The sequence below is a fragment of the Pseudoalteromonas sp. T1lg88 genome, assembly GCF_002964765.1.
Classification (GTDB): domain Bacteria; phylum Pseudomonadota; class Gammaproteobacteria; order Enterobacterales; family Alteromonadaceae; genus Pseudoalteromonas.
Map to the genome: position 1 here is coordinate 721,087 of NZ_PQCF01000032.1, position 12,620 is coordinate 733,706.

General features: G+C 49.4%; 12 protein-coding genes. 6 read left to right on the forward strand and 6 right to left on the reverse strand.

What is annotated here, in order from left to right:
• Window positions 1–243 precede the first annotated feature (243 nt).
• The 3 genes from C2M34_RS14810 (at window position 244) to C2M34_RS14820 (ending at window position 3,368) form a co-directional block, all read left to right on the forward strand.
• Window positions 244–720, forward strand: a complete 477-nt coding sequence (locus C2M34_RS14810) for an acyl-CoA thioesterase (protein ID WP_105199913.1) — start codon at window positions 244–246, stop codon at window positions 718–720.
• Between the two features lie 140 nt (window positions 721–860).
• Window positions 861–1,568 carry a tRNA (N6-threonylcarbamoyladenosine(37)-N6)-methyltransferase TrmO gene (tsaA, locus tag C2M34_RS14815; protein ID WP_105259192.1) on the forward strand — a complete coding sequence of 236 codons (708 nt, stop codon included), beginning with the start codon at window positions 861–863 and terminating at the stop codon, window positions 1,566–1,568.
• Between the two features lie 72 nt (window positions 1,569–1,640).
• Window positions 1,641–3,368 (forward strand): proline--tRNA ligase, encoded by a 1,728-nt coding sequence (locus C2M34_RS14820; RefSeq protein ID WP_105199911.1) that lies wholly within the window; start codon window positions 1,641–1,643, stop codon window positions 3,366–3,368.
• Between the two features lie 61 nt (window positions 3,369–3,429).
• Here C2M34_RS14820 and C2M34_RS14825 read toward each other — a convergent pair whose 3' ends face one another.
• Window positions 3,430–3,657: a DUF333 domain-containing protein gene (locus tag C2M34_RS14825; RefSeq protein ID WP_105199910.1), complete on the reverse strand. Its 228-nt coding sequence runs from the start codon at window positions 3,655–3,657 to the stop codon at window positions 3,430–3,432.
• A gap of 79 nt (window positions 3,658–3,736) precedes the next feature.
• Window positions 3,737–4,141, reverse strand: a complete 405-nt coding sequence (locus C2M34_RS14830; protein WP_158681459.1) for a hypothetical protein — start codon at window positions 4,139–4,141, stop codon at window positions 3,737–3,739.
• A gap of 46 nt (window positions 4,142–4,187) precedes the next feature.
• Here C2M34_RS14830 and C2M34_RS14835 point away from each other — a divergent pair, with 46 nt between their 5' ends.
• The 3 genes from C2M34_RS14835 (at window position 4,188) to C2M34_RS14845 (ending at window position 8,116) form a co-directional block, all read left to right on the forward strand.
• The gene (locus C2M34_RS14835; RefSeq protein WP_105199927.1) at window positions 4,188–4,988 is read left to right on the forward strand and encodes a UDP-2,3-diacylglucosamine diphosphatase; all 801 of its coding nucleotides are present in this window, start codon (window positions 4,188–4,190) and stop codon (window positions 4,986–4,988) included.
• A 113-nt stretch (window positions 4,989–5,101) separates the two neighbouring features.
• A complete protein-coding gene (locus C2M34_RS14840; protein WP_105259194.1) occupies window positions 5,102–6,676 on the forward strand; it encodes a peptide MFS transporter in 1,575 nt (524 codons plus the stop codon).
• A 183-nt stretch (window positions 6,677–6,859) separates the two neighbouring features.
• Window positions 6,860–8,116, forward strand: coding sequence for an aromatic amino acid transport family protein (locus tag C2M34_RS14845; RefSeq protein WP_105199907.1), 1,257 nt, complete (start codon window positions 6,860–6,862; stop codon window positions 8,114–8,116).
• An 82-nt stretch (window positions 8,117–8,198) separates the two neighbouring features.
• Here C2M34_RS14845 and C2M34_RS16055 read toward each other — a convergent pair whose 3' ends face one another.
• The 4 genes from C2M34_RS16055 to C2M34_RS14865 form a co-directional block, all read right to left on the reverse strand.
• A complete protein-coding gene (locus tag C2M34_RS16055) occupies window positions 8,199–10,199 on the reverse strand; it encodes a S8 family serine peptidase (protein ID WP_105259195.1) in 2,001 nt (666 codons plus the stop codon).
• 359 nt (window positions 10,200–10,558) lie between these two features.
• Complete coding sequence (locus tag C2M34_RS14855; protein ID WP_105259196.1) at window positions 10,559–11,254, reverse strand: hypothetical protein; 696 nt, start codon at window positions 11,252–11,254, stop codon at window positions 10,559–10,561.
• A gap of 266 nt (window positions 11,255–11,520) precedes the next feature.
• The gene (locus C2M34_RS14860) at window positions 11,521–11,964 is read right to left on the reverse strand and encodes a hypothetical protein (RefSeq protein ID WP_105199905.1); all 444 of its coding nucleotides are present in this window, start codon (window positions 11,962–11,964) and stop codon (window positions 11,521–11,523) included.
• Window positions 11,965–12,133: 169 nt separating this feature from the next.
• Window positions 12,134–12,589, reverse strand: coding sequence for a hypothetical protein (locus tag C2M34_RS14865; RefSeq protein ID WP_105259197.1), 456 nt, complete (start codon window positions 12,587–12,589; stop codon window positions 12,134–12,136).
• Between the last annotated feature and the right edge of the window lie 31 nt (window positions 12,590–12,620).

A 12,620-nucleotide genomic window follows, 5' to 3' on the forward strand; every position in this document is an offset into this window, starting at 1 on the left:
CTAGCGGGCTAAATATCATGTTCAAGGCGTTGGAATTTTTCGATGTAGAATAACTACATAAGAAAAATTCCGCCTTGTGATCATCTCATTTATCCAGCGCTATCTCTGATCACATACCTAACAGAATTGGTATAAACCTTTTCTACATCCTAAGTTGCAACTGGGGCGTCAGCCCCTTTTTTGTGCCCAAATTCAAACATTTACTATACTATTAATAAGCACTTACGCAGTCGAGGAAGAACAATGCCACAACAATCAGTGACCTTTCGCTTTTTAGCCGAGCCCACCGACGTCAACTTTGGCGGCAAGGTGCATGGCGGTGTGGTAATGAAATGGATAGATCAGGCCGGTTACGCCTGTGCCGCTGGTTGGAGCGGTCATTATTGTGTGACCGTGTCAGTGGCCGGGGTCAAATTCAGCCGCCCTGTACTTGTTGGCCAACTGATTGAGGTTGAGGCCAGTATCGCCCACACCGGCAAAACCAGTATGCAGATCTTTATTCAGGTGCGCTGTGGCGACCCAAAAACCCAGCACATGGTGGAAACCAATCATTGCGTGATCAGCTTTGTCGCTATGGATCAAGCCGGCTACCCGGTAGAGGTCCCCGAGTTTGTCGCCAAAACCACAGAGCAAAAACGCCTCGAAGCCTATGCCATACGGATGAAAGAAATCGCCATAGAAACGGAAAACCTGCTGCAGCAAACCACGGACAAGGGTTAACCCTCAGGGTTTGCCCTCAGGGTCCGCCCTCAGGGCTAGCCTTAATATTGTCGCTGGCACCTAAGGCTCGCGCCAGCCCTTGAATTTAACCGGCGCCGCCGATACACTGGCGCGCTTATTTAACACCTAATAGTATTGCCGTGACCACATCTTTTGCCATCGACGCCATAGGCCATATCCGCTCACCCTATAAACAAAAGTTTGCCATTCCCAGGCAGCCACGCTTAGTGGATACCGCTCGCGCCCAGTTGGTGCTGACGGGCGAGTTTAATCACGAAGAATTTGTGCGCGGCATTGAAGATTTCACCCATATCTGGGTGTTGTTTCGCTTTCATGAAACCGCAGATAAAGGCTATTCGGCCTTGGTGCGCCCGCCCCGTTTAGGCGGTAATGCGCGCAAAGGTGTGTTTGCCACCCGCGCCACCTTTCGCCCCAATGCCATAGGCATGAGTGCGGTGGAGCTGCTTGGTGTTGATTATGCAAACGGCCAGGTTACCCTGCAACTCGGTGGCGTCGACCTGCTTGATGGCACTCCGGTGCTGGATATTAAGCCCTACCTGCCTTATTCCGACGCTCTGCCCGATGCCAGCGCCGGTTTTGCCGACACCCGCCCGCAAACTCAGATGACGGTCAGTTTTTCCGAGCAGGCACTGGCCTTTATCGCTACCCTTGATCCGGCGTTGCAACTAGAAACCTTTATTACCCAAGTGTTGCAGCAGGACCCACGTCCGGCCTATAAGAAAAACAAAGAAGGGACGCAAAGTTACGGCATGACCTTGTATGATTTTAATATTCGCTGGCAGGTTGATGGCGGGCATAATCATGTCGAGCAAATATCGCCACTTTAGCGCTTTGCCCACGGGCGCAGCACTGCTAAACTAGCGCCCATATCTATTTACTAATAACAAAACGGAACCTTCATGCGTACCAGTCAGTATTTACTTGCGACCCTGAAAGAAACGCCTTCAGATGCCGAGGTGGTAAGCCACCAGCTTATGCTTCGCGCCGGGATGATCCGCAAATTGGCCTCGGGCCTGTACACCTGGCTTCCGACCGGGGTAAAAGTACTTAAGAAAGTAGAAAACATTGTTCGTGAAGAAATGAACAAGGCCGGCGCCATCGAAATGCTGATGCCCATTATCCAACCCGCCGAGCTATGGCAGGAGTCGGGTCGTTGGGAGCAATATGGCCCCGAGCTACTACGTATTGAAGACCGTCATAATCGCCCGTTTGCCTTGGGTCCGACACACGAAGAAGTGATCACAGATTGCATTCGTCGTGAAGTAAGCAGCTATAAGCAGTTACCTATCACCCTGTATCAAATTCAAACCAAGGTGCGCGATGAAATTCGCCCGCGCTTTGGCATCATGCGCTCACGCGAGTTTATGATGAAAGACGCCTACTCTTTCCACCTAGGCGAAGAATGTTTGGCGCAGACCTATGAAAAGCTGCACCAGGCTTACTGTAATATCTTCGACCGTTTGGGTCTGGATTACCGCCCTGTATTGGCCGATACCGGCTCTATCGGCGGCAGCTTCTCGCATGAGTTCCACGTACTGGCCGAGTCTGGTGAAGACGCCATCGCCTTTAGTGACGGCAGTGATTACGCCGCCAACATCGAAAAGGCAGAGGCCTTGGCTCCTCTAGAGGCTCGCCCTGAGCCAAGCAAAGAGCTGCAAAAGTTCGACACCCCTAATGCCAAAACCATTGCCGAGCTAAAAGAGCACTATGGTGTAAAACCACATCGCGGCGTTAAGACTCTGTTCGTATATGGCGAAGAAAACGAGCAAGGCGAACGTGGTCTGGTAGCCTTAGTACTGCGTGGCGACCATGAACTGAACGAATTGAAAGCCGAAAAGCTGGCCGGTGTGTTCTCACCGCTGGAAATGGCCAAAGAAGAAGACATAGTAGCCACCGTTGGCGCTCGTCCTGGTTCACTTGGCCCGGTAGGCCTAACTGTGCCAATCATTGTTGACCGCAGTGCGGCAGTAATGGCTGACTTTGTTGCCGGTGCCAACAGCGATGATGTGCACTACAGCGGCATCAACTGGGACCGCGATGTAACTGGCTATGAAGTTGCCGACATCCGTAACGTGGTTGAAGGCGATCCAAGCCCTTGTGGTCAGGGTACCCTGAGCATTAAGCGCGGTATCGAAGTGGGTCATATCTTCCAGCTTGGAACCAAATACTCAGAAGCAATGAATGCCGGCGTGTTGGGTGAAGACGGTAAAAACCAAATCATGACCATGGGTTGTTACGGTATCGGCGTTAGCCGAGTGGTCGCCGCTGCCATCGAGCAGAATAACGACCAGTACGGTATTATCTGGCCTAAGAATATCGCCCCGTTCGAGGTAGCCATTGTGCCTATGAATATGCACAAGTCACACCGTATTCCTGATATTGCCGAGCGTTTTTACAGCGAGCTGCAACAAGCGGGTGTGGATGTGTTGTTCGACGACCGTAAAGAGCGCCCGGGCGTAATGTTTAACGACATGGAATTGCTAGGTGTGCCTTATACCCTGGTTATTGGCGAGCGTAACCTGGATAACGACGAAGTTGAGCTGAAAAACCGCCGTACCGGTGAGAAAACCATGCTTAAAATCGACGATGCGGTGGCCGCTATTGTTGCCCAGCTGCAACAAGACTAGGTCGCAGGGCGCAACTAAGTAAGCAAAAGAAAAGCCAGTCTCAGGACTGGCTTTTTTAATGTCATTGATAGTCTCGATAAAACTCCCACATATCGACCTTAGTGCCATCATCCAAGACACAATACTGTCGCCGATTAGCAGCTCTACCTTCACTTAGGTAATGTCCGCCCTGCTCAACGCAAAAGCGTATCGCTGGATTGCCCATATCGCCCGGCTGCAATTCGGTGGCTGGCTGCTGCTCGCAAGCGGCAACAACACACAGTGACACTAGCATTATAACTACACGCATCTGTGCCTCCTTAATCCTTGGTATTACCACATCAAATTTTGCAGCTAACGCAAATTGACTAACTCCTGTTATTTATTTCTTATTGCTTTAATACCGATACATCGGGTGCCAATGCCGTTACACGAATTTGCACTCGATAAAACTGAGCCCCTTCTTCGGGCACCTTGATATTAAACACATGACTTTTAAGATCCGTACCTTGATAATAGCTTAAACGTAACTGTTCGCCATGGTAGCTGTGCGCCGGGAATCCCGTGCCGCACTGGGCTGCAGTATCAACATGAGTGCAACTGACATGAGCCGTGCTGCCTTCTAACACCGCCAGCTTAACGTCCCTCAACGCCACCCCGGTGCGGTTAATAAAGTCGACACCGACAAATGCGTCACCACTACTTATAGTGGACTTGCATCCACCGAGAAAGAACAACAATAGCAGCACCAGCATTGTCATGGATTGTTCTTTTTTTAGACTTCTTATTGTCATTCGCGCCTCCTAGGCTGGATTCTATTACTCTGGGATGAACCTGATTATGGATACGAATAAGCGCACCTACTACCGAGCCGTTTTTATATCAGATGTACACTTGGGCTATAAAGACTGTAAGGCTCAATATCTATTGGACTTCTTAAACAGCATAAAGTGCGACCGACTTTATTTAGTCGGTGATATTGTCGACCTTTGGTCGATGAAACGTCGCTTTTTCTGGCATCCCAGCCATTACCATGTGCTTGAAGCCCTAAAAGCCAAAGCCGATGAGGGCACACGCGTTATTTATGTGCCGGGCAACCATGATGAAACCTTTCGCCGTTACGACCAGGACACCCTTATGGGGGTGGAAGTGCATCGTCAGTTTGTGCATACCACGGATGACGGCAAGCGCTTTTTAATTCTCCATGGGGATGATTTCGACTCGGCGACCCGCTACAACAGACTGATCCGAGTGGCAGGCGATGCCGCCTATGACTTTTTGCTGTTTTTAAACCGTTGGCATAACCGTTTTCGCCGCCTTTATGGTGGTAATTACTGGTCACTGGCATCTTGGATCAAGGCGCGGGTTCATAAGGCACAGGCGGCGATAACCGCATTTGAAAATGCCGCTATCCATGAAGCTAAGCGCCAAGGGTACGACGGAATCGTGTGCGGCCATATACATCAGCCGCAACTGCGTGTCAGCGATGGCATCATTTATTGTAATGACGGCGATTGGATAGAAAACTGCACTGCCCTAGTCGAAAACGAGCATGGTCGCATGGAGCTGCTACACTGGTCTGATACACAGCATGTGGTGGCAACCAACACCCTTGCTGAAGTGAACAGTAAGGCGGCTTAAATTAACCTTACCTTGGCCTGATCTGATCCGTCAAAAATGGCCAAGGTTGCATCTCACGGCTAATTAACGTACTAATAATTGTTCACTATAACGACAATAATGGAAGTGAATCTATGTCTGACGAGCAATTATCCACGCAAAAAAGCGTGGCCGGAGACGCCAAGCTGGATACTGCGTTTTTCGGTCACCCAAAAGGTCTACAAACCCTGTTCTTTACCGAGATGTGGGAGCGCATGAGTTATTACGGCATGCGCGCCATGCTGGTGCTGTTTATGACCGCCTCCTTGCAACAAGAAGGCCTGGCCTTCACCGTCGCCTCCGCCGCCGCTATTTATGGTTTATATACGGGGGCTGTGTACTTTTTAGGCCTACCTGGTGGCTGGATCTCAGATCGCCTCCTCGGCGGACAAAAAACCGTGTGGTACGGCGGCATTATTATTATGTGCGGGCATATTATTCTCGCCATTCCCCACCCCAGTTCCTTCTTTATCGGCTTGATTTTTGTGGCCACAGGTACGGGTCTCTTAAAACCGAATATCAGCGCCATGGTCGGCCAGCTTTATCAAACCGAAGATGAGCGCCGTGACAGTGGCTACGCCATTTACTACATGGGCATCAATATCGGCTCCATGATAGGGTACGGCGTATGCGGCTACTTTATGGAAAATGTCGGCTGGCATTGGGCCTTTGGTGCGGCGGCCGTGGGCATGGCCTTAGGTCTGGTGCAATACCGAATGAGCCAAGGCTATATTGCCGGCATTAATGACAAGCCCGCCAATCCACTGTCGACCAAAGGCGCCTCCTTGGCCTGGACCATCATCGGCGCCTTTATCACTATTGTCGCGCTCACGGTTGTCGCCGGTTACCAGGGCTGGCTGGTGATCAACCCGGTTGCCTTAGCCGGCTCAGTGGCTATCGTCTTTACCATCACCTTCTTTATTTATTTTGGCCATATCTATTTTATGGGTGAGCTCAGCGACAGTGAAAAACAGCGGATGTGGGCGCTGTTTTTGGTGTGTGTGGCCTCTGCCTGTTTTTGGTCTGGTTTTGAGCAAGCGGGCTCATCGCTTAACTTATTCGCCCGTGACTACACTGACAGAATGTTAGGCACGTTTGAAATCCCTACCGCCTGGTTCCAATCGGCCAACTCGATTTTCATTATTATTTTGTCGCCGTTTTTCGCCGCCCTGTGGATTAATATGGCCAAACGCATGATCACCCCTTCCTACAGTGTAAAATGCGCCGTAGGCTTAATTATCATGGCATCGGGTTTCTTAGTGATGTTTTTTGCCGCGCAATACGCCGCAGATGGCTTAAAAGTGGCACCTTACTGGCTTATTACCACCTACTTCCTGCATACCGTGGGGGAGCTCTGTTTAAGTCCGGTGGCCCTCAGTGCCGTGAGTCGCCTCTCGCCAGCCCGCTATGTTGGTCAAATGATGGGGGTCTTCGTACTGACCTATTCCATCGGCAATATTATCTCGGGCTTATTGGCTGGTTCTTTCGACCCGGAAAATGTCCAGCAAATCCCGGGCTTATACATGCAAATCGCGCTATTTAGCATAGGGGTGGGTATTGTTCTGGTGCTGATTAACTTTAAAGCCAAGTTTTGGGAGCGCGCCAACGGCGGCGACGAGCCCATGCTCGATGACAACCCCAGTGAACAGCCCGCAGAGCAAAAAGTGTAATTAATAACCAATCTAACTAGGCCTCTGAATTCAGAGGCCTTTTTCATTGCAAAAGCAAGCAAGGCGCGGCTTAGTGGCCCAACCAGTCACATAAAAATACACTCTGTTACGCATAAGTATGAATTGTTTTGGCATATTAGGTATCATTGCCCCGAATTTTTATGCAGTATCAGGTAGTAGTATATGAACTCCTCTCACCAAGTCCTTGGCGCCAGCGCCTCGGCAACAGCAAGTTCATGGAATCGTCATGACACCCATTGGCTGCTTAGCCTTTTTGGCACCGCCGTCGGCGCGGGTATTTTATTCTTACCCATAAATGTAGGCTTAGGAGGGTTTTGGCCCTTAGTGATTATGGCGTTGGCCGCCTTCCCCATGACCTACCTAGCACACCGAGGCTTGGCGCGCTTCGTGCTCTCGTCAAAGAAGGATGACAGTGATTTTACCGATGTAGTGCAGGAACACTTTGGTGCCACCGCAGGGCGCCTGATCTCCCTACTCTATTTTCTATCCATCTTCCCGATTCTGTTGATCTATGGCGTAGGCCTGACCAACACTGTGGATGACTTTATCGTCAATCAGCTCGGTATGAGCTCACCGCCGCGTGCAGTGCTCTCAGGTGTCCTGGTGGCGGCCATGGTAGCTGTGATGTTAGGCGGCGAGAAGCTGATGTTGCGGGCCTTCGCATTTTTGGTTTACCCCTTGGTGGCGGTCTTGTTCGGCCTATCCCTGTACCTTATTCCCCACTGGCAAATGCCCTCAATGGACATTAGCAGCGCCCCTGAGCTGGCGACCAACCTCTGGCTAGCGGTACCGGTGATCGTTTTTTCATTTAGCCACGCCGCCGCAATTTCCAGCTTTGCCAATGCCCAGCGTCGCCACTACGGTGAGCATGCTCGCGCCAAATCAGACAAGATCTTAAAGTACACGGCCATTATGCTGATAAGCTTTGTCCTGCTGTTTGTGTTTTCCTGCGTGTTTGCACTATCAAGCGAGGAGCTGCTAGCGGCCAAGGAAGCCAATATTTCAGTACTTTCTTATTTGGCGAATACCTATAACAACCCGCTGCTTGCCTATGTTGGCCCGCTGGTTGCCTTTGTTGCCATTACCTCATCTTTCTTCGGCCACTTTTTGGGTGCCCGTGAAAGCTTTAATGGCCTGGTAGTAAAACACTCGTCATTAAGCTATCGCGGCGCCGATAAACTGGGTGTAGCCTTGATGTTTGTAGCGATTTGGATTTGTGCCATCTATAACCCCAGCATACTGGGAATGATGGAAGCGATTTCCGGCCCTATTATCGCCATGATCCTCTTTATCATGCCCATGATTGCCGTTTATAAGGTTCCAGCACTGGCGCAGTATCGCGGTAAGTTGAGTACCTTGTTTGTATTGCTAGTGGGCGCACTGGCAGTGTCTGCTTTGGTATATAGCCTGTTGAGTTGAGTTAATTTAAATTTGCTCAATGCCTTAAAAAAAATCCACCCGCATAGCAGGTGGATTTTTTATTTGTAAAGCTTAAATTCAATTAAAAATTAACCGTTACTTCCGGTGAACAGTTTTGCGTACCGGACTCGCAAACCTTGTAGACGAAAGAGCCACCGCCACCGAAGGAGTCGGTATAGGCGCCATCATTGGCCGTGGTAAAGGTTACCGTGTCGCGGTTTTTGGTGCGATACACATCCACATTACTGCCGTTTGCATTGCTCCAGATTAAATCCACATAACGCGTGCCTCTGGAGGCATAACCAGATGCCTGCAAGGTGATGTCGCTGGTAGCGCCGCCGGTGACGGTGACAACTTGCGTGCTGCTATCCGACGCGCCGTCGTTGTCAGTCACTGTCAGTGTCACATTATAACTGCCATCGGCGCTGTAATTGTGGGAGGTCGCCTGGCCACTGCCCGTGCTACCATCACCAAAGTCCCAGCTGTAGCTGCTGATGCTGCCATCGCTGTCGGAGCTAAGGCTGGCGTCAAAATCACAGCTCAGATCCGTGCAGCTGTAGCTGAACTCACTGGTTGGCGGCGTATTGGGCGTGCCGCCGCCATCATAGTTACCGACCAGAGACACGCCGGAGAAACTGCTGTAACCCAGTACCATTACGTAATAGTTGCCTGTCTGTGGCGAGGTAAAGCTACAGCTTTCATTGTTACCACTTGAATACGGACGACAATCGTAACTGCTGGCGGTAGGCTTAGAGCCAAACTTAACATAGAGATCGGCATCACCGCTGCCACCGGACATATCGAACACCAGGTTGGAAGCGCCTGAGGGCACGGCCATCTTGTATTCAAATGCATCACCGCTGGCTCCAGCAAGATTCTCTACCGGCACGCCGTTAACTAAATCTTCCGGCTCTGGAGGCTCAGGGAGATTGCCAACGTCACAGCCATCGGCAAACAGGTCAAACATCGCCTTAGCCTTGACTATGCCCCAGCCATAATTGTTATCTCTTCCTGCGCTGCCACGGTCTTCTGCTGACAGTGCCATGGCGGTACGCACCTGATCGTTGCTACAACTTGGATAATGGCTCCATACCAGCGCGGCGACGCCAGCCACATGAGGGGTGGCCATAGACGTGCCACTCCAGGCCGCATAACTGTTATTCGGCAAGGTTGAATTAACTGCCACACCGGGCGCGGCGATCTCCACCTGGCTGTTGTATTGGGAGAAGTTGGCTTTATTACCGTTAGAGTCCACCGCAGCAACCGACATCACGGAATCGTAAGAGGCCGGATAAGACATGCTGCTGTTACCGTCATTACCTGCCGCAGCGATAGAAAGCAGACCATTGGCGTGGGCATTATCAAATGCCGCTTGCTCGGCACTGCTTGAGCCGCTGCCACCCAAACTCATGCTGATCACCTTGGCGCCGGCCGCCATACATTGATCGACCGCTGCGACCAGATCCGAGCCATAAGCCCATTGGCCGTTACTATTGAATACCTTGACCATATGCAGGCTTAAATTACCACTGGGGTTCACACCCACCACACCTGTGCCATTACCACCTAGAGCAGCTATGGTGCCTGAGACATGGGTGCCGTGGCCATGACCATCTTCATACCAGTTGCCGGAATTATAGTTATCATACCCATCATCCCCGGTTACCCCAGTAGTGGGCAGGTCTTCATGGCCAAGGTCGTAACCGGTATCCATGATACAGACCTTCATATTGCCGGTAAGGGCATCACTAACTTGGTCCGCCTGAACCATAGAAATGCCATAGGGTGTGCTTTCGGCCATCAAATAGCGCTTTTGATCGACCTCGATAAACTCTATGTCTTTTCTGCTCTTAAATTGTTTAGCCGCTTGCGCAGGAAGCGTAACGGCAACGAGTTGATGCTTGTCCAATTCTCGCTCAACCTTACCCCGGCCATTGCTTAGCGCCGTCATTACCGAGGCTTTTTGGCCTGGTTTGAATTTTACTATGTAGCGTTGCTCTTCATTGGCCGCCTGTACGGTGCCCGCAAGTGATAACGCAGACAGTACTGCAGACACAACCAGGGGTCGTTTTATTTTCAGCATAGATGGATTCCTAAGATAGATTTATAAGTTTTCCTTCATCGGGCCGGGTTAACTGGAACCTCTTGCGCTAACTCAACCCTGCTATTCGCCACTTATGTTTACGGCTTTTTGTTAATATAAAGTGAACAAATATCGAACAGAGTATAGCAGGCGATTTTATAGGCGAAAGAAATCGGCGTATAAATTGTGCATTTTTTAGGAACTAAGGCGGGAGGCAGAAGGAAAAGACGTTCAGATTAGCAACCGAGCAGTACGCAAAAAAGTACCAGAACCTAAATCAGAAAAATCATATTGCAATGGAATGTCTATGGGGTATCGGTGGCCTATTCACGTCCTTGTGAATATTCAGTAATGACCGGCTAAAATACGCTTTTTAACGCAAATAGCGTCTGCCCCAGTGCCGGGACGTTGGCACAGATGGGGATTAGCCGTAAAGTCAGAGGCCACAGATGCCCTGGTACATGGGCTAATGACTGCTTACTAAACTCCAAAGGATAGTCAAAATAAACCAGTAAATAGAGCACGTTAGCCAGACCAATGCGATAGCCATTTAATTTATACTCACTTTGATCCTTAAGCACTAAGGCTAGCTGATTCACCGAGGACCTCGCCCCAGAGCTGCCCACATCATGGTCGTGAGTCAAGGTGTAGTAAACCTTTACCTTGGCAATATCCTGGCGAGATAAAACGGCCGTTTTACTTAACTGAGCACATGCCAATGGGCTTATCTCAATTTGCTCGGCACTCAAAGTCATCAACTTTTTCTTATCGGCGCCAAAGGTTCGCCAAAAGACAATGCGCTTAAGCACCAAGACGCCGACCAAGGCCGGAAAATAGATAAATACAAAGGCCCTAGGGCCAAAATGAGGCTCAAGGATAAAAGGCAGCGGCGCTAACGCCAGTACCATAAGGGCAAACAGCCATTCCATTTTTGGCGAAAGCGTTGCCAATAGCTTAAGTAATGGCAGCTTAATAACACTGTGCGGGGAAAGCCCCTTTTGCCCTTTAAAATGGACGTAGGAAAACCACACAGGATCGGTGAGTTCAAGCTTCATAATTGAATTAACAGTTAATTTAAAACATTCATCATGACCCAGCGGCCACCGATTTGCGCAAACTTACACTGCCCGCTTTTACCCCCAATAAGTTAATTGTCCTCATACTTCTTCCTTAATCTCAATGCAGTGAATCATTCTCAAGGGATTCACTCGGTTAAAAATACTTTATGGATGATGTAACGATAATCCCAAGAAAAGCAAAACATACGCCGGTTTTATGCATATGCTAAGTAAGAAGAGCGACGTCCCCTTAGCACTATTTTCTATATATCAAGTACCCACTTTGTGGTGCCTGGCAATTGCTCAAAAACACAGCTCTCCACATAACCGATATTCCTATTTCCAGCGCCATTATTATCCCACTTCACAATAACTTGGGCGGTATCACTTGGCGTCTCCTGAGACAAGGACACCGAGCGCTGCACATATGCTCCGGCCTCATCTAAGTAGCCTCTATGCTTGGCAGCGACTTTCTTAAGCTTTTGCGCCATTTTTGGCTTAAGGGTTCCTTTGAACTTTTCTTCAACAAAGGTCCACATTAAATCCATATCATTGTCGCGCATGGCATTTCGCCACACATGGCACTTTTCAATAAAGATGTCGGCTTGATTATTTTCGGCTGCAAACTCCACATTGGTACTGTCTTGGGCGGCCAGGCTCAGGCTCAAAGGTAAAAGCGCAACAAGGCTGAGTCGAAGTGTATTCATCTATTGCTCCATGCTTATATATTCAAATGAATAAAAACTAAAAAAAATGAAAAAATAATACCAAGCATCAAGCTCGCGGCTTATTTTAAGCCGCCCTTTTGCCCTTTAAAATGGACATAGGAAAACCACACTGGATCGGTGAGTTCAAGCTTCATAATTGAATTAACAGTTAATTTAAAACATTCATCATGACCCAACGGCCACCGATTTGCGCAAACTTACACTGCCCGCCTTTAACAGCATCCTCTTTATCAACGCGGCTGGTATCGAACGAATAATTGACCCAAATCTCTTCGTCGTAATTATATTTTTCTGCATTTTCGCGCGTATCTTGATAGATGCTGGCTTTGGCATTTTCGATCACTTGTACGTCTTTGGTACGAAAATTTCTAATACCCTGATAGCTACCCTTGGTGTAATAGGTGTGGATTTTCGCAAGATACGGCGTCATGGCCTGTTCTTCTTCTGGATTCAAATCTCTCACCAGCGGCTTTAACAAGGCTGCATCATTATTTTTGACTGCCTCGGCTGCTTTTACGCAGTTTTCAATTGGCACACTGTAGTCTGCTGCACTGGCATTATAAGAGAGGATGGATGCTGCGATTAGCAAAGGTGATAACTTCATATTTTCTCCTTAAAAAGGCCCTGTAGTCAGG

Bases quoted from the DNA above. Each gene is read 5' to 3' on its own strand.
- C2M34_RS14810 (WP_105199913.1), top strand. From the start codon at position 244: ATGCCACAACAATCAGTGACCTTTCGCTTTTTAGCCGAGCCCACCGAC.
- C2M34_RS14820 (WP_105199911.1), top strand. From the start codon at position 1,641: ATGCGTACCAGTCAGTATTTACTTGCGACCCTGAAAGAAACGCCTTCA.
- C2M34_RS14825 (WP_105199910.1), bottom strand. From the start codon at position 3,657: ATGCGTGTAGTTATAATGCTAGTGTCACTGTGTGTTGTTGCCGCTTGC.
- C2M34_RS14830 (WP_158681459.1), bottom strand. From the start codon at position 4,141: ATGACAATAAGAAGTCTAAAAAAAGAACAATCCATGACAATGCTGGTG.
- C2M34_RS14835 (WP_105199927.1), top strand. From the start codon at position 4,188: ATGGATACGAATAAGCGCACCTACTACCGAGCCGTTTTTATATCAGAT.
- C2M34_RS14840 (WP_105259194.1), top strand. From the start codon at position 5,102: ATGTCTGACGAGCAATTATCCACGCAAAAAAGCGTGGCCGGAGACGCC.
- C2M34_RS14845 (WP_105199907.1), top strand. From the start codon at position 6,860: ATGAACTCCTCTCACCAAGTCCTTGGCGCCAGCGCCTCGGCAACAGCA.
- C2M34_RS16055 (WP_105259195.1), bottom strand. From the start codon at position 10,199: ATGCTGAAAATAAAACGACCCCTGGTTGTGTCTGCAGTACTGTCTGCG.
- C2M34_RS14855 (WP_105259196.1), bottom strand. From the start codon at position 11,254: ATGAAGCTTGAACTCACCGATCCTGTGTGGTTTTCCTACGTCCATTTT.
- C2M34_RS14860 (WP_105199905.1), bottom strand. From the start codon at position 11,964: ATGAATACACTTCGACTCAGCCTTGTTGCGCTTTTACCTTTGAGCCTG.
- C2M34_RS14865 (WP_105259197.1), bottom strand. From the start codon at position 12,589: ATGAAGTTATCACCTTTGCTAATCGCAGCATCCATCCTCTCTTATAAT.